The following is an 18,505-nucleotide window of genomic DNA, read 5'->3' as shown; positions in this document are numbered from 1 at the left end:
GGGATGCGTGCTGAAGCGGTGGGCGCTTTGCTCACCCGGTCGGTTTGGGGGAGGGCTGTTCCTCGCTGGCGGCAGCGGAGGCCCGATAGGCGTCCAGCGACGTCACCGTGCCGTCGTGAGAGGTGGAGTAAGTGAAGACCAGGAACTCGCTCTTGGCAGCGCTGTTCTGATCCGGTCCGAAGCGGACTGGATCGAGCCGGGCCACCCCCGTGTAGGAGTAGTTCAGGCCCTGCACCCGACTCACACCGATGTCCAGATCAGCGAGCGTGTACGTCGTCCCAGCGCCCTTCGTGGCTCCGATCGCCGTCATCCAATCCGGTACGAACTCGGTGAGCACCCGGGACTTGTGGTCGAGGAAGTCGTAGCGCGCGTCGAGCAGTACCTGCTGCTCCTTGACGGTCCGGGTTGACGTCGAGCTGTCGGTGAGACTGAGCAGGAGGGACCGGCCCGTCGCCCTGTCACGGTTCACTCGCTCGATGTCCATGCCCGGCAGCTGAACCAGCAGCGCTGTGTGCTGTGTTGCGAGCTTGGCCTGGGCGTCGCCGAGGTTTCTTTCGAGCTTCTGAACAACCGCATCGGCCTGGGTGTCCGACGCGGCCGGGCCGTCGCTGAGCAGGCTGGCTCCGAGCGTGACCACCGAGAGCGCGAGCAGCGCCCCAGTACCGCCGAGCAGGATCTTCCCGGCGTGCTGGCGCAGCTTGTCCTCGATCTCCTCGTTCACGGTGCCTTCACCTCCTGCTTCAGGGCCTCGCCGGTGGCCGTCGTGCCGGTCTGGATGTTCACGAACGCCTTGCGGACCAGGTCGTAGTCGGCGCGGGCCCAGGCCAGCACCGCCGGCTTCTCGCCCGCACCGGTCCTGGTCTCCATCGCCAGCCAGGTCGCCGTGATGGTGCTGTCGTCGTTGACCAGGTAGGGCACCTGGGCGACCCACTCAAAGCCGGAGTTGAAGCTCATCGGGATCCCGACGCCGGCTGCCACGTCCTTGTCACTGGCGAGCAGGTACCACGGTCCGAGGTTCGCCTGGTGCACCGAGGGGGCGAAGTAGGGGATGAGGTTGCGCAGTGTCGACTGAGACGTCGCCGTGTCGAGCGTGCCGCCGTCTGCTGCCACGCTGGGCGTCAGGTAGCGGTAGTTGTTCTGCAGCTTTGCGACCTGACCAGCCGCCGCCAGGGCCGCGGTCAGACCACGCTCGGCGTCGTCGGCCTTCGGCAGCGTCGCCGTCTTCGCCTCGGTGATCCTGATCTGCTCCTGCAGAGAGGAGATCTCCGGCGCAGCCGTATAGCTCACCGCGCTCTGACCGCCGGAGAACCCCGCGGAGAGTACGAAGCACAGCAGTGCGCCCACACCCATGCTCACGCCGGCCACGAGGGTGCGCTTGTGCAGGCCGCCCGCGGGCTCCGTCTGCTCAGGAGTGTCCGCGCCCTCCTGCGAGGACGCGGACGTCGCGACGAAGCGCGTCTTGCGCACTGCGCTCCCACCCGACTCATCGGTCTGTGTCGACGCCATTGGTCCTCAACTCGCTGTTTCACTTGAATATCAGTGCAACTCTATCAATGGGGCGAGTCGAAAGGGAGTCTTGGTTATCCGGAATAGCGAGTCTCGCCACTCGCCGGGACGCCGGAGAGATTCGAGACCTTGCCCTGGGCGTCGACAGTGACGAAGAGCAGCGCGCGCCGGTGCGCCGTGACACTGGCTTTGCTCGACTTGCTCTGGGTCACTGCGTCGGAGGTGACCTCGACGTCGGCCAGGACGGCGTAGGTGTAGACGCCCGCCTTGACGTCGACGACTTCGATGTCCGGATCCGCGCCGAGGGCCGAGTTCAGGCCGACCGTGTCGATGTAGTAGTAACGCCGCCCCTGGGAGTCCTCGTTGAACCTCGACGAAGGCATGAACGACTTCAGGAACGTCTTGTTCTCGGTGAGGCCGAACCGGCTCTTCAGGCTCTCGCGCGCCGCCTCGTAGCTTTGTCCCGAGTCCCACGTGAAGGCCATCGAGAGCAGCGACCTGATGCGCTCACCGTTGGTGCTCAGCCGGTTCTGGCTGACGCCCAGGGCCGCCATAACGTCCGCGTTCACCTGCTCGGCGTTCTTCTTCTGGACGCCTGCCAGATGTCCCTCGACATCGTTGATCTGGGCTTCCTGCTCAGCCAGGGCCGCGTGCTGGCTGCTCCAGGTCACACCGGCAGCCGTCGCGACGACCGTGAGGGCCGCTGCCGTCACCAGGACCGAGAGATTGCGCCGGAAGAATCCCCGCCGCGTGGGTGCTGCCGTCTGCTCCGTCATCGCTTCCCGCCCTTCTTCTGTGTGCCCGTGCCGCTGAGTTCAGGGGCTCCGGACCCGGCCGGCATCTTGATCGCGGGGTTCTCGTACTGAGACCCGGCAGCGGTCACCACGAGCGCCAAGTGGTCGAAGGCCCTTGTCGTGCCGTTGCGCACGTAGCGCGCGCTCGCCCAGGCGAGCACCTCGCTGCTCTTCGTGTCCCGGCACAGCCAGACGACCTTTGCCTCGTTCGTCGCGCCCGAGCCGTCCTTCACGCTCAGATCGGGCATCACCGTCTCGACCTTCCACGCATACGTGCTCGGGGCAGCTGCGTTCTGGCCGGCGTAGCGGATGTACCAGGCGTGGCGCGGATCGATCTCTGTGGTCGCATCGAACGGCGTCAGCGACGAGGTGCCGTATGCCTCCTTGTCATTGACCAGGAAGGAGTCCTTGCCGAACAGCGGCGCCATGTCTCGGCGGTGCTTGATGATCTCCAGCGTGGCCTGGTTCGGAGCTCCGTTGTTCGGGCTGGGCTGGACGCTGGCCTGGTGGTACAACGTGGCGAAGGTCTGCTCCCCGGTCGCGACCTTCTTCGCATCGGTGGCTGCCGCCTCGGTGAGCTTGGACAACTGCGCGCCGGCGTCCGCCTTCACGGGCGTGGACCGGGCATCGTCCAGTTGCCCCTTGAGCTGGACGATCTGGGCCTCGTTGTCCGCCGTGCTTGCCTTGAAGCTCTCGCTGGCCACGCCTGTGGCGACGACCAGGGCGAGGATCCCGGCCCCCATCACTGCGGTCACGCTGCGTCGGATCAGGCGCGCGTTGTCCTCCGGGCTGCGTGTCTGGACACGTTCGCGCTGGCGCGTCGTCCAGCTCGCGAAGCGCTCTTCGAGCTCAGCTCCGGTGACCTTCTTGCGTGTCTTCGGTGCCGCGGGCTTCTCCTCGGGCATCGACCCGGTCTTCTGCTCGGGGCCCGTGCTCTCGGACTCGTCATGGGCTGTCGTCACGGAACGAACTCCTCACTCCACGTTGCTCTCATAACGACTCAAGTCTATCTATAAAGGCATTCGAGATCGACTCTGAATCTATTCGATAAGGGCTCCGAAAAGCGAAGTCGGCACGCAGGGCCTGCACCGGACTTGAAGAAGCCGGTGCCCGGATCGCCCGGCACCGGCTTCTCGCTCCCAGATCAGATACAGCGCATCAGACCGTCTTGATCTTGTCGGAGGGGAGCATCGAATCCGACATGTCCACGAACTTCCAGCCCTCGGCCGCCATTCGCGCCGCGCTGTCGACGCGAACCCGGCCCATGTAAGCGCAGTAGCCGGCCTCGCCGAGGATGACCTTGTCGCCCTGGATGCCGAGCACCACGAGAGTGTGGCCGGCGGGGGTGCTGCCCGGGGCGGAGCCCACCGAGTAGGCCGTCGGAGTCGAGGACATTTGCTTGCCGGTCACCCTCGCAATCGTGTACGCCGTCTCCTTGCCGTCACCGGCCGGGTAGGTCTGGAACGTCGTGTACTTGTTCACGAAGTAGGTCGAGAATGATGTGCAGTTCTGCGCGTGATTGCTCCCGCACGAGCCAGGACCACCTTGGTCGCCGTAGCGGTCGTCGAGGAACTTGTCACCCTCCTTGTTGAAGAGGTCGACGAGGGCCTGAGCCTCTTCCTGGGTCATCCCGCCGTCCTTCAATGAGATAGAAGTACCGCCCTTGGTACTGCAGTTGCCCAGGATCGTGTTGATGCCGTTGACGATGTTCTCGATGATCCCGCCGACTATGTTCTTGACGCCGTCCACGATCGAGTTGTCGACCGACCAGCCGCTCATCCTGCCGAACCACATCTCGGCGTTGTCGCCTCGTGCGGTGAGCCCGGCCGCGCCGTCAGACGAACGCTCCCAGTTCTCGTGGAAGTGCAGCGCGGCCGCACGCGGGGAGCCCTGCGACGTCTTGAGCATGTCCTTGAAGACCGTGACATCGCCCGGATTGTCCCCGTCGACGATGAAGGCCAGCTGGGTCTTGATCGTGAACCAGTCGATGCCCTTGCTCTCCGCGTACTGGCGCAGCAGCGTGTTGCGGCCGAACGTCCACTGCCCGAGACCGATGCCGTTGTCCGTGTTCTGTGCGGCGCTGGCCTTCTCGGCGGTCATGGCATACGTCCCCGTGGGGAAGTTCTGCACGCTCGTCGGGTCGATTCCGGACTCCTGCGACCAGTTGCCGAGGATGCCCGCGATGTTCTCCTTCGGCATCCCCCAGCTGCTGAGCACCGAGTAGATCTCCTTGGCGTTCTTCTCCACGCCCGCCGGGACGGTGGCCCCGGAACCGTTGCCGACGCTACCCGCGTTGACGACGCACGCCGTCCCGTTCGCGTTGATGCTGCCCTCGGTCAGCGCCGTCGAGTTGAGGACGCCGGTCAAGACCGTGCCCAGCAGGGCCACGGTGGCGGTCACCGCGACCGCACCCGACATCGCTGCCGCTACAGGGATCATCGTCGCCGTGACGGTGACGCCCAGGACCGCGCCCGCCCCCTTGGCTATAAGGCTGCCGATCGCCATGAACGGCGCAGCGATCGCATGACCAACCGCCTTGGCGATGTTGACGACGAGCGTCCACAGCAGCTTCCCTGCGTTGACAGCCATCGCCATGGCGGCGAAGAACATGGACTTCAACCAGTTCAGCAAGGCCATGGCCATGACCACGCCCATGGCCGGCGGAGCAGCAGCCGCGCCACTGCCGACGGCGACGCCCTTGGCCGCCTTCGAGCCCAGGCCCTCGTCGTCTTTCGACGCACCGCGCTCGTAGCCCGTGCCGCCGGCACCCAGCTCGCGCTGGTCAGCCGGCTTGGCGTCCGGGCTGCCGCCGGTGACCTTGGACACGCCCTTGACCGCGTCCTGGGCTCCCTCGACGCCGACGTTCTTCGCTGCGCCAACGGCGGCTCCCGGAAGCCCGCCAGCCTGTGCGCCGGCCACGGCACCGGAGACGGCAGCTCCTGCGTAACGCCCGGCGTTACGGCGGGTCGCGCTGCTGCCGTCTCCCTCGATGGCCTTCTGGGCCGCGCCTCCGGCCATGTTCCCGGCGACACCGTTCATGCCCTGCTTGATCTTCGACCCGGCATTCGCGGCACCGGCCGCCTTGCCTGCGGTCTCTGCGGTGTCTGCCGCGTCCGGCATCTTCGGCGCGGCCTCCGGCATCCTCGGCGCAGTGTTCGCCGCGCCAGAAGGACCAGAAGAATCAGCTCCCGGCCCCGGGAGCTGCTTGGGCACGCTGGCCTTGCCCTCGGGAGGCTTCTCGATGCCCTCCTCGGGGCCGAGGCTCTTGGTCCCGCGACCTTGCCGGGGCACCCCCTGACTCACCGACGTGCTCGGCTGGTCCTTCGGCGTCCCCTTCCTGGGACTCCGATTCGGCTTGTCGGTGGCCATGTCGTTTTTCCTTTCCAGCTCAATGCCAGGTAGCGGGATGCTTCACTTCCTCGCCGCACTTAATGGAGAGTGGTGAGGAAGTCCTTGTCGTCGCGAATGGTGTTGTTGGACTGCACGTCCCGCAGACTCACGTCCAGTCGGAGCAGGTCGAGCGACAGATCAGACTCGTACTGCGACTTGTTCCGGGAGTAGTTCTGATACGCCTGTGAAAGATTGTTCATGATGTTCATGAGAGGGCGCATCGTCACGTCAGAGGACTGGTAGTCCTTGGTGAGGCTGGTGCCGTCCGAGAGGATCCACTGCATGTCCGAGATCTGCTGGCTCGTCGGATCCGAGCCCTCGTCACGCTTCTTGGTGAAGAACTGGGCGTAGCTCTGACCGGCCGGCACCAGGGCGTCGAGGTAACCGTCGTAGACGTTGCCTGCACGCCAGTTGAGGTCGAAGCCGCCCGTGACGACGCGCTTGGTCTGCAGCGCCAGCGTCGAGACGCCGTCCTTGGCCTCGGTAGCGGAGACGCCCGTGATCTTGTCGGTGGCAATCGAGACCGGAACGGCCGGCGGACGCAGGAACAGGCCGTCGATCTTCGTCGTCTGCAGGTCGGACGTGTACGAATGAATCTGCGTCAGATTCGTGCGCATCTCGACGAGCTTCTGGTCCAGGGCATCCCTGGCCTCGGCCTCCATCTCCTTGAGCGCGACCTCGTAGTAGGCCTGCGCAGGGTCGAAGGTCAGAGCGTCGAGCGCCGCGATCTTCTGGACCCCGGATGCGCCGGGGTTGAAGAAGACCCGCCACTGGTCGTACTTGGAGAAGGTCTCGTCGCCGGCCAGCTTGCCGCTGCTCTGCGCCTGCTCCGCTCCGGGCGTGGTGAGTTCGGCATTCGCACGGACCGTCAGGTTCAACACCTGGCGGTCGAAGGGCCGGTCGGCGTTCAGGAGGACCCCGACGTGGCCGGTCGAGCCGAAGGCGTAGAAGGAGCCCTTGATCCCGCTGGTGCTGACCGGCTCGCTGTTCAGCGAGGTGTCCGATCCGAGCAGGAACGCCCTGTAGTCCGCGGCGTTGTACGAGATCTGAGCGGTCGGACTGAAGTGCATCATCACGAGCGCCTTGTTGCCGTTCTCGTTGGTGTAGATCCCGTCGACGGTGCCGTCGAGATTCGTCTTCGACGTCTTGAAGTCGCTGGTATACAGCGCCGTCTGCGACAGCGAGTCACGCTCCGCCTGGTACGCCGAGGCCCCCGATGCGCTGATCACGATCGAGCCCGTGACCGCGAAGATGCCGAAGAACACCCCAAAACGCTCGATCGCGTGGTGCGAGTCGAGCTTGCACTTCCTGCTGAAGGCCAGTGCCTTGTCCTTGATCCCCATGTTCTGCTCTCTTTCGTGCCTGCACCGTGCTGCGGGCCCGGATATGGCGAACCGGGCCGGAGGAGGCCTTGCACCTCAACCGACCCGGTTCGCTCGACGCCTCTGTCCCCGGTCGTGTGCACGGTCTGTGACGGCCCCTTACTTGGAAGGGCCGCTCAGGAACCCACTGAACTGCTCAGCGGTCTGGACGATCACCGTGCCGCCGCCGAGGTCCGTGATGGTCTGCTGGCCGCCGGAACCGACCGTCGAGATCAGCGACCACCCGCCGGTGCCCAGGGCTCCGCCGACGAGAATGAGGAGCGCGATCGTGCCCCAGCCCTGCTGCTGACCCGCGGACTGCGGGTTGGCCATCAGCTTCTTGATCAGGAGCACACCGCCCCAGACCAGGCCGACAGCACCGACCAGCATGAGCAGAAGACCGCCCCAGTGCTGGATCTGGGACTTGGCGTTCTGCAGGAAGCTGGTCAGGTCCCAGGCTGCACTCGGCAGGGAGGCCTGTGTGAGGACGGCTGCCTCGTAGATCTTCGTCACGGTTCTTTCCTCTCGCCTTTCGAATCATTCGATGGCATGACAGTGAGTCACAAGGCGACAAGCACAGCCCATCCACCAGATCGGGCAGTGATAGAAGCCGGAGTGGTCGGTGGGCATGCTGTCAGCTCCCCCGCTGGCTCGTATACGTGCGCATCAGCAATGGTCAATCTACCTCATTCGAATGGCGGATCGCAGAGGCGCAAAGAAAGATCTATTGGTAAAGAGTCGAAAGGGACTCGAAAACGAGGTGAGTCGGCATCGCGGCGCGCGACCGCAGGGCCGTGGTGGACGCCTGTGGAATCCGCAGTGCGAGATGTGTAATGTGCCGCTCCAGCACCGCTGCGACGCCGGCCTGCTCGATCTCGAGGCGGGCCACCCTCACGCACCCTGTCGATCGCGATCTCGACCAGGAAGTACCAAACCGCCATGAACCCACTGCCCGGGGACCTTTTCGCCCGCCGACTTCGTCAAGAACGCGAACGCCTCGGCATCAGCCAGGCAGAGCTAGCACGCCGTATGGCCGCACTGCTCGGCACGAACGTCGACTCCACCGCCATCACACGCATCGAGCAGCAGACCCGCGCGGTCCGGCTCGATGAGGCCGTCGCCGCCGCCCGGGCGCTCGACGTGCCACTGATCCTCCTGATCAGTGAAGATCCCGCCGCCGAGTGCGTAGCCCAGCTGCAGCAGTACCGCGCCGAGCTCGTACTGGCCCGATGTGAATGGGAGAAGAACGGCCTCGAGATCCAGCGCCTCACCCGGGCCGTCGAGGTCCTCACCAGCGACATGGAAGCCCTCCCCAGCGACGACTCGTCTCCGGCCTCACTTGACCCGGGGCTCCGGGAGGCAATCGACGCCCGGGTTCCCGCTGAGGGCAAACCCTTCGGTGACGGGCCCGCCACACACCAGGGCACATGACAACCTCACAGGCTGGCGGGAAGCCGGGACCCCGGTCCTGCGCGTGCTCCGCGTCGCTCTTCTGACAGGAGCTCCTGCTTCGGGATCAGCGGCCCGCCACGCCGCCAGCCCAAGAAGCAGAGGCCCCCGACCGGAGTTCCCCGGTCGGGGGCCTCTGCTTCTTGGGTGAGGGGCTGAGCTGCACTCGGCCTGAGGAAGAGACCGGACTCTCCTCTGGGGCCGACGGGCTCAATACGCGCGCCGCCCGGATCCCCGAAGGGCTCGGGTAGGGTCCTGCCCATGGGTTACGACTGGGAGAACATCCTCGGCGCTAGCGGGGCTGGAATTGAAGAGGCCTACGACGCCGCCGTATCCACTGTCATCTATGACCAGGATCCCGGTGACGACGAACTGGCTCTTCCCTTCGACGAAGAGTAGACCGCGCCAGCCAGACACACCCTCACGGGCTGCCTCACGCAGCGGGTTTGAACCGTGTACCGGACGACTTGGTCCGGTCGCTGCCAGCAGGACGCGCGCTGGCCTTGCGGCGGCGGGCCTTGGCCAGGTCCGACGGTCTGGCCCTCTCGCGATTCATCTCCTGTATCTCACGGCAGTCCTGAAGGCTGAACCGCAGGAACTTGCCGAAGCGGTGGTGAGGGAAGCCGCTGTGGTTGGCCCCATCCCTGAGCCACCTCTCGCCGCAGCCGATGGCGCGGGCCGCTTCCTCTGGAGAGAGCATCACTTCGCCCTGCTCAAGGGCCTTCTTGGCCGCTTCGACGATGGCCTCCCGATCGGCATGAGTGTGGTTGGTTTCCGAGCTGGTCATGGCACCTCCTCTGCCGAGGACTGTCTGGAAACTTCGAGGGGATTCGGCTGTGGCTGATCCCCCGGCCGAGCGTTCGCGCGCGATCCGGAAACGCTGGCATCGCCGCCTCGCTCGGCTGGGGGCAGCCAGGCATGAAGGCAATGTACGTCATCCGACTCGCAGAAACTAGCAATATCGTCACCAAGGCTTGAATGAAATCGCAGATTCTGCACGGTTTTTGTGTGCCCTAACTGTCAGTATGCGCGTGGCCCGACCTGGATCATGAGGGTTCCTGGATGTTTCTGTGAGTCCCTGGGAGGATGTGCCCATGCCCTCGCCTGCAGATGAGACCGCGCTCCAGACGCTCGCCGACGCTGTCCGGCAACGCCGAGTCCAGCTGGACTTGAAAAAGATCGATGTCGCCAACGATGCCGAGATCGCCATCAACACCTACATGAAGATCGAAAACGGCCAGTCCGTCCGCGACGTCACCTACGGGAAGATCGAAAGCGCGCTCGGATGGGCACCAGGTTCCTGTCAGGAGGTGCTGTGCGGCGGCCAGCCGACCATTGCTGAACGCCTCACAGACGAAGCCGTGGTCTCACCTCTCACCAGCGCACAGCTGGAAGCCGACGTGGAACAGGCTGTCGTCAACGCCGCCATCGCCGTGACGGACAATCTCAGTGCCTCCGAGATCCGCAAGCTGAAGCATGCGGTGATCGAAGAGCTGCGCCAAGCCGGTCACCTCCCCAAGGGCAACAGCTGACGGGGCCGGCACTGATGGACCGGTGTAGATCCCCACCCTGCGAGAACTCGCCTTCGGCTCCGCCGCATTCAACCCCAACCCCTGACATGCCAGGCCATGAGTGGGTGAAGAACGCGCCTGCCATGGCCATCGAACCAAAGACCAGGAGGCCTCATGCCCTACATCGAATGGCGCGGCGATAAATGCCGAGTCAAGTGGTGGGCGGGTGAGTACCTGCCCAACGGCCGCAAGAAGTATGAGTCGGAGTCCGGCTTCGACGACGAAGAAACGGCCCGCAACTACGGCCTCGACCGTGAATACGAAGTACGCCATGGCACCGCGGTCAAGTCGAAAGACGGCAAGGCCCTCATGTCGGACTACTGTTGGGACTGGTTTGACGCACAGGACCTGCGGCCGTCGTCAATGCGGTCCTACAAGGCCATCATCAACAGGAGGATCGAGCCTTATTGGGGAAGCCGGGCCGTCGGCGACATCACTGCATTCGAGTACGAAGCGTGGAGGAGAGCCCTGCGCGCGTCCGCCGACAACGGAGAGATTTCGGCCAGATACGTCATAGACATTCTCATGGTCTTTGGTGCCATGATGGATGACTCGGTGACCCGCTACCACCTCCGCACGACGTCACCAGTCGTGAAAGAGAAACGAGGCCGCGGCAAGTACAAGAAGAAGATACGTGTGCCGAAGCGCCCCATGGAGATGATCACGCTCCATCGGCTCGCGGCTAACGCGTACCAGGTCTGGGGGTACACCGGCTGGACGTACATCTGGACCGCAGCGTTCACCGGTATGCGGCCGAAGGAGATGTGGGGGCTGCAGCGGTGCTTCGCCTCACCGAACTGGCCGGCCTCGGACCCGTTCGAGGTGGACGACGTGAGACGTGAACCGGACCTGGATCGGTACACGAAGATGCCGGCGCTCCGGGTGCAGTACCAGCATCAGTGGGTTGATGGGGAACGAACGCTGGTGGAGCCGAAATACGAATCGTGGCGGACGTTGGTCGTGCCGCCGTTTCTGCATGAGATGCACACGGCACTGCTGGCGTCGCATGATGCTCAGTGGGTGTTCCGGGCTTACAGCGGGGGGCCGCTGCTCGGAACGCAATTCGAGCAGACGTATTGGTATCCGATCCGGGACGGGAGTCCGGCACGCCAGGGGCAATATGCGCGGCCGGAGATCCCTGCGGTGCCGGAAATGGTGAAGAAACGGATCTATCTCCTGAGGCACGGCCACAAGGAGTGGCTCGACGAGGACGGGCACCCGCGGGTGGCGGTCGAGACTCGCATGGGACACGAGCTCGGGGGAGTGGAAGGCGTGTACGCGAACGTGACACCGGCGATGGAATCACGGATCGCAGAATCGTTGCAGGAGCGTTGGGAGAAGTTCGTGGGGGAGGGGGATGTATGGCTGCCGCCGTTTCCCAGTCCTCTCCCAGTTGATCACTCGATTCGCGTACCAGGCCAGGTCAGGGCAGGTGTCACCCGAGATGTAGATTCATCGCCATGAGCAATCTCGATCGCCAGGCCGCACTCTCCGTCTGCGGAGGACGGGGTTTCGTCGTCGCCGAGCCCGTACGGGAACTCCTCACCCCGCGCCACGTCCAGCTGGGTGAGTCCACCGAGGTCCGCAGGCTGCTGCCCAACCTGGGCCGCAGGATGGTCGGCGCGTGGGCCTTCGTCGATCATTACGGGCCCGACGACATCGCCGGCGAACCAGGGATGCAGGTGCCGCCCCACCCGCACATGGGTCTGCAGACGGTCAGCTGGCTGCACGACGGCGAGGTCCTGCACCGGGACAGTCTCGGCAGCCTGCGGACGATCCGCCCGCGCGAGCTGGGACTGATGACGTCGGGCCGCGCCATCAGCCACTCCGAGGAGAGCCCGAAGTCCCATGCGAGGTATCTCCACGGCGCCCAGCTCTGGGTCGCCCTGCCGGAGGCCCACCGGCACGTCGAACCGCACTTCCAGCACCACACCGAACTGCCGACCGTCACCGCGCCCGGCCTCACCGCGACCCTGATCCTGGGTGGACTCGACGGCGCCACTTCGCCCGGCACCGCCTACACCCCGATCGTCGGCGCCGACGTGTCCCTGTCCGCCGGTGCCGAGGCCCGCCTGCCGCTCGATGCGGACTTCGAGTACGCGGTGCTCTCGATGTCCGGCCAGGCCGAGGTCGACGGCGTACCCGTGCTGCCCGGCTCCATGCTCTACCTCGGTTGCGGGCGCTCCGAACTTCCCTTGCGCGCGGACACCGACGCGGGTCTCATGCTGCTCGGCGGCGAGCCCTTCGAGGAGGAGATCGTGATGTGGTGGAACTTCATCGGGCGCTCCCACGAGGAAATCGAGGAGGCGCGGAGGGGCTGGATGTCGACCACCCGCTTTGGCGAGGTGAAGGGCTACGACGGTGACCGACTGATCGCCCCCGAACTGCCGCCTGTTGCCCTGAAACCGCGAGGTCGGGTGCGCTGACCTGGTGTGATGCGTTCGCTCCGCTCTTCTGTCGTGTGCCCTTGCTGCGTCCCCTCGCCGGTACGGCGAGGAGACGCGGTTGCGCCTGGCGCGGGTCGGCTTCTCGGGTGGTTGGTACGTGCAGGTGCTGGCGCCTGTGATCAGGTCTGATCGGACACTTGCTGACCCTGCTGACAAGTAATCTGACGGGGCCAGGCCCGCAATCTCCTGGTCGCCCGGCCTGGGGTGACACACGGCCGGTCCTGGTCGCACTTGTCTGCCAAGGGCGCCCGGTGCTGCCGCTGGCCGCGTTCGGGCACCATGTGTTCGTCAGAGCGACTGTTCTGCCGCGTCGATGACTGTTCGGCTGTTCCCACGCCACCACAGACCGAGCCGGGCCGACCGTAGTCCTTCGTCGCCGTGCTCACCCCTGACGGGCCCTCGCGGACACAAGTTCCTGGACGCGAGCCGGACTGGTCCAGGTGGCGCGAGGTACGCGAGGCTGGTCCGCGACCGCGTCGGCAGTGGAGGCGGTGGCGACGGCGCCGCCGAGCAGCAGCGTGCCGGTGCCGGGTGTCGCGAGCCGGTGGACCTTTCCGGTCGCAGCTCCAGTGATCAGTGGGCGCAGATGTGGGGGGCCGCGGCGCCCGCGGCCGGGGGCTCGCTCGCGGCGGCGGCACGCGCCACATCGGCCAGCAGGCGCAGGCGTTCCCCGCGGTCCAGGTAGCGGCCCGCGACCAGGACGGAATCGATCCGCCGCGTATGACGGATGTGGGTGCGCGGGTCCGCGTCCAGGACCAGCAGGTCGGCGCGGTCGGTGGGCAGGCCGAGCATCCGGGCGGGCGCGGTGGTCGCGGCGTGGAGGACGTCCCGGGTGGGCAGTCCGGCCTCGGCGAGCAGCTCCAGCTCGTGATGGAGGGAGAAGCCGGGGACCGCGTAGCCGGTGCCGGTGTCGGTGCCCGCGAGCAACTGCACGCCGGACCGGTGGAGTTCGGCGACGAGGCGCAGCCGGTGCTCGTAGATCCGGTGGATCCTGGCGGTGTCCTGCGCGGTGCGGCCGGCGGTGAGAGCGGACCAGACGGTGGGCCAGTAGCCGGTCATCCATTCGGGTAGATACTTGAACTCCGTTGATTCGGAGGAGAGTTGGTCGGTCCGCTCCAGGGAATGGTGGACGGTGAGGGTCGGTGTGACGCGGGTGCCGTTGGCGGCGAGCCGGTCGAAGAGGGCGCGGGTACGGCCGACGTCGTAGGTCCGCACCGCCTGCCACTCCACAGCGTGCACCTGTCGGAACCAGCTCGCGTAGCGCTCGAAGCTGGTGTGCAGGGTGGGGTCGATACGGACCTTCGCCATGGCCCGCCTGATCTCGGACTCCCGGGCGGAGGTGGCGAGGAGCAGGGCGTGGAGGTGCTCGATGGACTGCTGCCCGGCGTCGCTCGCGCGGGCGATGGGCAGGGTGTCGGGGCAGTGGCCCGCGTGGCGCAGGCCCTGGCGGCGGGACTCGTCGGCGATCGCCTCGTACGCCTCGGGTGTGAGCCGTGAGTACACCTTGACGAAGTCGGCGCCGCTTGCTTTCGCCTCCCGTACCGCGCGGCGTGCGGACGGGGCGTCGGTGACCTCTACGACTCGCTGACCGGTGTCATTGGCCCAGATCGAGGGGCCTCCGTCGATGATCGAGCCGGCGATCAACCAGCGCGGGCCGAGGAGTTCGCCCGCGCGGACCTTGTCGCGCCACTCGTGGTGGACGGGTCCGCCCCACATCTCGCGGACCGCGGTCACGCCGTTGAGCGGGAACAGGGGCGGCAGCACGCTCTCGGGCCCGTCGTTGTGGACATGGGCCTCGACGAGGCCGCCCGGGACGATGTACTTGCCGGTCAGGTCGTACGTCGTCGCCCCGCGCGGGACCGGGACCTCGGCCGAACGGCCGGTACGGGTGATGCGGCCGTCGCGGATGAGGACGGTGTGGTCGGGGCCCGCGCCGAGGACGGTGGCGTGGGTGAGGGCGATGGTGCTGCCGGGGCGCTGACCGGGCGCGGGCGTTGCGCGGTCCGGGGCCGCGCGGGGGACGGCCGCCGCGGTCGGGGCGGCGGACAGGAGGGCGCCGCCGGTCAGGGCGGCCGAGGTGGCGAGGGCTTCGCGTCGAGTGGACATGGCACCACTCTGGTCCGGGACGGATCCTCGATCACTGGCCCCAGGCCGTGAGTTGGGGGTGTCGGTGGCAACACCATGGGGAGTGGCACTACCACGGGCCAGGTCGGGTCCCGGATGGACAACCGGGTGCTCGATGTCATCGACGAGACACGCCGGGGCGGCCCACCCCACTCCACCTCTGGCGTCGGCCCGGGTGCCGGGACCGGTCCCACCGAGTCCGGCGCTCAGTTCCTCGCTGCCGGTCTCGGGCCGTGGTCGGGGCGGGCCGGGCCGCCGGCTTCACGCACCGGATACCGATGGCTCGATACGGGACCAGTGACGCCTGTCCTCCGATCCTCTGACGAGGGCCACGCCGGCGCCGCACTGGCGTCCGGCCGTATCAGACGTGAGTGAGGAGACGCTCCAGCGGCCGGGGAACGCGATCGAGGGGCAGGTGTGCGACCAGCGCCTGCGCGTAGAGCGCCTTGCGACCGCTGTGCGTCCCCATGAAACGCCGCAGCTGGTGTTCCACGGGCCGCTCCCGTTGTGCCGGCTGGCCCTGGAAGGTGTGGAAGGGACGCATCTCGCCTTGGGCCTCGATCACATCCTGCACGCCCTCGGCCCCGACAGCGCGGATCAGCTCGTCCTCCAGGTCGGCGACGCACACATGGAACCCGAGTGTTTCCAGTTCGGCGTGCGCGAGACCGGACCCGAGCCCGACCCGTTCAAGATGACGCCGGAAATGCCGCTCCTCACCGATGTCGCAGAGACCGGCCAACGGGAGGCCGAGCCCCGGAGGACCGCACACGTCCAGGAAACGCCCGATGTTCGTCGCACCTCCGAGCGGTACTACCGCCACGCCCTCTGCACCGAGGTCGCGCCCGTGGCGCGTGGCCAGTGCTTCGAGCGCGACCTGATCACTGGTCCCCTCGACGAGCACGATCGTCCGCACACCGCCGCCGGCCAGCTCCCGTGCCACTGCGGCGGCCGCACCCGCCTCCGCTCCGCCGGCCGCCCATGCGACCAGCGCCAGGCGGAAGTGCCTCAACTCGTCCACGAGACCTCGCTTTCCGACGCCATCCTGGCACGGTCGAGCGCGCGTACGCACGCACGTTTTCCAGGGGGCAGCGCCGGTTCTGCGCTCGCTCCACGAGCGGTCGGACCGGTCCCGGACGCTGATCGGCTCCAGCCACGTGCGGGCCGCTCGGCCGGGTCCAGAAGCGGAACGAGCCCGGTCGACCGTGCCCGACCGGGCAGCAGACGCGCCCTCGGTGATCCCCGTGGTCCGCAGCGGCTTCCTCGGCTCGCCTCGCATCCACCGACGCGAACGCGTCGTCACGGCCCTCGACGCCACGCCCTGCTGCGAAACAGCCAGGACATCACCGTCTCCGGCCTCGCCCGCGCAGCACGGGTCGAACACACCGTTCCCTACTGGTACTTCAGACGGTGACCTGCGGCTGTGCCGGGCTGAGGTAGTACACGGCGGTCTGTTCGGCGTGAAGGGCGAGCAGACCCTGCAACTCCTCCGCTGCGGCCTTGAGGAGGTGGCCGTCATCGGGGGCACGGAGGGTTTCGAGGACGAAGGCCATGTGTGTGGAGTCCTCGGTGACGCGGGTGCGGTGGGCGTCGCGATGGTTCCAGTGGCGGGTCAGGACGCCGTTGGTGTCCGCGTAGATGATCTCGCCGGGCTTGGGGTTCTCGACGGTGTCGGGTTCGCCGAGCGGGGTGAAGGATTCGGTGCCGTCCGCGTGGCGGATGTCGATGGCACCGGTGACGCGGTCCAGGTCGAAGGCGCCGGCCGGCAGGCCGTGCTGCACGGAGACGCCGTTGTAGGAGTCGACGGCCGGGTTGATGCGCGGAAGGGTTCCCTTCTTCGCGAAGCGGCGGCCGAGCGCGTCGACGCTGGGGCGGATGCGGCGGGGGTTGGTGCCGAAGGAGCGGTAGGCGGCGTGCCACGCCTCGATACGGGGGTCGGTCTCGTCGGCGGGCCGCCAGGTGCCGTCGGCGAGCTGCTGCTCCAGGTCTTCGAGGGCGGCGGCTGTCCGGGGCCAGGGTCCGTGGCCGCACACGCCGGCGGCGGTGACCAGGGCAATGAGGGTGTCGGGGAAGGCACCCGCGATGGCGGGGGCGAGGCGGAAGTCGGTCATGTGCGGGGTTCCGTTTCATGGGCGCGTGCGGGGTCGGGGTGAGGGTTTCCAGGGGGCGATGCGGTCCGGGCGGCGGCTGCCGGCGTGCGGCGGGGGCGACGAGGGCCTGGCCGCGTGGGGGAGGGGTGGGCTGCGGGCTCGCTCAGGTCAGGGCGAGGAGGCTGACGGCGAGCGCTGCGGTACCCAGGCCGACGATTTGGCCGCGGTGGATGCGTTCGGCGAGCACGCTGCGGGCGAGCAGGACCGTGCCGGCGGGGTAGAGGGCGGTGATCACGGCGACGACGGCCAGGTCCCCGCTGCGGGCGGCGAGCAGGAACAGCAGGTTCGCCACGGAGTCCAGCACACCGGCGGCTGCCGACATCGCGTAGGCGGGTCGCTCGGATCCGAGCTTGCTGAGCATCAGCCCTGCCGCGGCCAGGGTGACGGCCGAGGAGACCGCCCGGCCCACGATCAGCGGCGCCACCCCGCTGTCGGACGGCGCCTGGTGCAGAAAGATCAGCTGAAGGGCGATGGCGGCGCCCGCGCCGAGGGCCAGCAGGAGCGCGGTACGTGAAGGTCGCGCCGACCCGGTGCCGTTTCCGGCGCTGACCAGCACCACCGCCACGAGCGCGAGCGGGAGGCCCACCAGCCCGGCGGCGCCCAGGTGCTCGCCCTGCAGCAGACCCACACCGACGGGCAGCGCGGCGGACACCACGGCGGTCACGGGTGACAGCACGTTCATCGGGCCGATCGCCAGGGTGCGGTAGAGCAGGGTGAACGCGGCGGCCGAGGCGACCCCGGACGCGGCACCCCAGCCGAGAGCGCCGATGCTGAGCGAGGCGCCCAGGAGCGGCCACAGCAGCATCTCGACCGCGAGGCTGGCCGGGGCCGCGATCATCACGGTACGCAGCACATGAGTCCTGCGGGCGCCGAGGCCGCCGAGGAAGTCTGCGCACCCGTAAGCGAGTGAGCTGCCCAGGGCCAGCGTCAGAGCGATCACGGCACATCCCTTACCATTTCAGTGGAATGACTGAACCGTACAACGGATCGACCGGGTCGTGTCAACCGAACGACCGCACGGTGCATTCCAGTGGTCCACTCGCAAGGATGGTGATCGGATGGCCGAGACGGCCGCAGCCCTGCGGACGCTTGCGCACAACGTCAGGGCGGCCCGCACTCGCGCCGGCCTGTCACTGGACGAGCTCGGCCGACGCGCCCAGGTCAGCAAGGGCGCACTGGTGGGGCTGGAGAAAGCCCAGGGCAACCCCAACTTCGCCACCCTGGTCCGGCTGGCCGACACGCTCGGCCTCTCCGTGTCCGCGCTGATGGAAGGGCCGGCCGAAGGCCGCGTCCGCGTCGTGACCGCCGACGCCGTGGCCCCCTTGTGGACCGGGGTGCAGGGCGGCGAAGCCCGGCTGATGCTGACGACCTCGGGCCCGGCGCCGGTCGAGGTCTGGCGCTGGAGACTGGAGCCCGGCGAGGAGTACCCCAGTCACCCGCACCAAGCCGGAGTCACGGAAACCGTCAGCGTCACCTCCGGTCGGATGACCTTGGTCGTCGACGGCGCCGAGTACCCCGTCGAAGCCGGACAGACCGCCACCTTCGACGGCGATGCCCCCCATGCCTACCGCGGCTCCGGCACCGAGACCTGCCACCTGATCATGACGGTTCACCTGCCGCCCGGCCCTGCCTCCACGACCTGACCCGCGCAGCGCGGGCCGGATTGCCAACCCGAAGAAGTGGTGGGCGAGTTGCTCGGCCATGAACTTGTTGGCC

Annotated in this window: 18 protein-coding genes; 6 read left to right on the top strand and 12 right to left on the bottom strand. The window is 67.3% G+C overall.

Annotation, left to right across the window (positions count from 1 at the left end):
• Positions 1–31: 31 nt before the first annotated feature.
• The 7 genes from ACIQCZ_RS33140 to ACIQCZ_RS33110 all read right to left on the bottom strand — a co-directional run bounded on the left by ACIQCZ_RS33140 (position 32) and on the right by ACIQCZ_RS33110 (position 7,564).
• Entirely contained in the window at positions 32–721 is a 690-nt protein-coding gene (locus ACIQCZ_RS33140; protein ID WP_402287917.1) for a hypothetical protein, read from the bottom strand.
• On the bottom strand, positions 718–1,467 hold the full coding sequence (locus tag ACIQCZ_RS33135; RefSeq protein WP_402287915.1) for a hypothetical protein: 750 nt from the start codon (positions 1,465–1,467) through the stop codon (positions 718–720). Before ACIQCZ_RS33135 ends, ACIQCZ_RS33140 begins: the two co-directional genes overlap by 4 nt.
• A 113-nt stretch (positions 1,468–1,580) precedes the next feature.
• Complete coding sequence (locus tag ACIQCZ_RS33130) at positions 1,581–2,282, bottom strand: hypothetical protein (protein ID WP_402287912.1); 702 nt, start codon at positions 2,280–2,282, stop codon at positions 1,581–1,583.
• Positions 2,279–3,262: a hypothetical protein gene (locus ACIQCZ_RS33125; protein ID WP_402287910.1), complete on the bottom strand. Its 984-nt coding sequence runs from the start codon at positions 3,260–3,262 to the stop codon at positions 2,279–2,281. The genes ACIQCZ_RS33130 and ACIQCZ_RS33125 overlap by 4 nt, the downstream gene beginning before the upstream one ends.
• Positions 3,263–3,458: 196 nt before the next feature.
• Positions 3,459–5,669 (bottom strand): phage tail tip lysozyme, encoded by a 2,211-nt coding sequence (locus ACIQCZ_RS33120; RefSeq protein WP_402287907.1) that lies wholly within the window; start codon positions 5,667–5,669, stop codon positions 3,459–3,461.
• Positions 5,670–5,728: 59 nt separating this feature from the next.
• Entirely contained in the window at positions 5,729–7,033 is a 1,305-nt protein-coding gene (locus tag ACIQCZ_RS33115) for a hypothetical protein (RefSeq protein WP_402287905.1), read from the bottom strand.
• 138 nt (positions 7,034–7,171) lie between these two features.
• Positions 7,172–7,564, bottom strand: a complete 393-nt coding sequence (locus ACIQCZ_RS33110; protein WP_402287902.1) for a hypothetical protein — start codon at positions 7,562–7,564, stop codon at positions 7,172–7,174.
• 426 nt (positions 7,565–7,990) lie between these two features.
• On the opposite strand from ACIQCZ_RS33110, the gene ACIQCZ_RS33105 reads away from it, so the two are divergent.
• Together ACIQCZ_RS33105 and ACIQCZ_RS33100 are read left to right on the top strand one after the other, a co-directional pair.
• A complete protein-coding gene (locus tag ACIQCZ_RS33105; RefSeq protein WP_402287900.1) occupies positions 7,991–8,482 on the top strand; it encodes a helix-turn-helix domain-containing protein in 492 nt (163 codons plus the stop codon).
• 279 nt (positions 8,483–8,761) lie between these two features.
• Complete coding sequence (locus ACIQCZ_RS33100) at positions 8,762–8,899, top strand: hypothetical protein (protein WP_402287897.1); 138 nt, start codon at positions 8,762–8,764, stop codon at positions 8,897–8,899.
• A gap of 34 nt (positions 8,900–8,933) precedes the next feature.
• Here the strand turns inward: ACIQCZ_RS33100 and ACIQCZ_RS33095 are convergent, their stop codons facing one another.
• Positions 8,934–9,287, bottom strand: a complete 354-nt coding sequence (locus ACIQCZ_RS33095; protein ID WP_402287895.1) for a hypothetical protein — start codon at positions 9,285–9,287, stop codon at positions 8,934–8,936.
• 307 nt (positions 9,288–9,594) lie between these two features.
• Here ACIQCZ_RS33095 and ACIQCZ_RS33090 point away from each other — a divergent pair, with 307 nt between their 5' ends.
• The 3 genes from ACIQCZ_RS33090 to ACIQCZ_RS33080 all read left to right on the top strand — a co-directional run bounded on the left by ACIQCZ_RS33090 (position 9,595) and on the right by ACIQCZ_RS33080 (position 12,497).
• On the top strand, positions 9,595–10,032 hold the full coding sequence (locus ACIQCZ_RS33090; protein WP_402287892.1) for a hypothetical protein: 438 nt from the start codon (positions 9,595–9,597) through the stop codon (positions 10,030–10,032).
• Positions 10,033–10,185: 153 nt separating this feature from the next.
• Positions 10,186–11,535 carry an integrase gene (locus ACIQCZ_RS33085; protein ID WP_402287890.1) on the top strand — a complete coding sequence of 450 codons (1,350 nt, stop codon included), beginning with the start codon at positions 10,186–10,188 and terminating at the stop codon, positions 11,533–11,535.
• Positions 11,532–12,497 carry a pirin family protein gene (locus ACIQCZ_RS33080; protein ID WP_402287887.1) on the top strand — a complete coding sequence of 322 codons (966 nt, stop codon included), beginning with the start codon at positions 11,532–11,534 and terminating at the stop codon, positions 12,495–12,497. The genes ACIQCZ_RS33085 and ACIQCZ_RS33080 overlap by 4 nt, the downstream gene beginning before the upstream one ends.
• 594 nt (positions 12,498–13,091) lie before the next feature.
• Here ACIQCZ_RS33080 and ACIQCZ_RS33075 read toward each other — a convergent pair.
• The 4 genes from ACIQCZ_RS33075 to ACIQCZ_RS33060 form a co-directional block, all read right to left on the bottom strand.
• Positions 13,092–14,624 carry an amidohydrolase family protein gene (locus ACIQCZ_RS33075; protein WP_402287885.1) on the bottom strand — a complete coding sequence of 511 codons (1,533 nt, stop codon included), beginning with the start codon at positions 14,622–14,624 and terminating at the stop codon, positions 13,092–13,094.
• A 379-nt stretch (positions 14,625–15,003) separates the two neighbouring features.
• Complete coding sequence (locus ACIQCZ_RS33070; protein WP_402287883.1) at positions 15,004–15,660, bottom strand: TOPRIM nucleotidyl transferase/hydrolase domain-containing protein; 657 nt, start codon at positions 15,658–15,660, stop codon at positions 15,004–15,006.
• Between the two features lie 382 nt (positions 15,661–16,042).
• Entirely contained in the window at positions 16,043–16,750 is a 708-nt protein-coding gene (locus tag ACIQCZ_RS33065; RefSeq protein ID WP_402287881.1) for a B3/4 domain-containing protein, read from the bottom strand.
• 142 nt (positions 16,751–16,892) lie between these two features.
• Entirely contained in the window at positions 16,893–17,729 is an 837-nt protein-coding gene (locus ACIQCZ_RS33060; protein ID WP_402287879.1) for an EamA family transporter, read from the bottom strand.
• A gap of 118 nt (positions 17,730–17,847) precedes the next feature.
• Between ACIQCZ_RS33060 and ACIQCZ_RS33055 the strand changes: the two genes are divergently transcribed.
• A complete protein-coding gene (locus ACIQCZ_RS33055; protein ID WP_402287877.1) occupies positions 17,848–18,432 on the top strand; it encodes a helix-turn-helix domain-containing protein in 585 nt (194 codons plus the stop codon).
• Positions 18,433–18,505: the final 73 nt, after the last annotated feature.

This window comes from Streptomyces sp. NPDC093149 (assembly GCF_044754145.1).
Taxonomy (GTDB): domain Bacteria; phylum Actinomycetota; class Actinomycetes; order Streptomycetales; family Streptomycetaceae; genus Streptomyces.
Note: the sequence above shows the minus strand (reverse complement) of the source record. Positions and strands in the feature narration are given on the sequence as shown.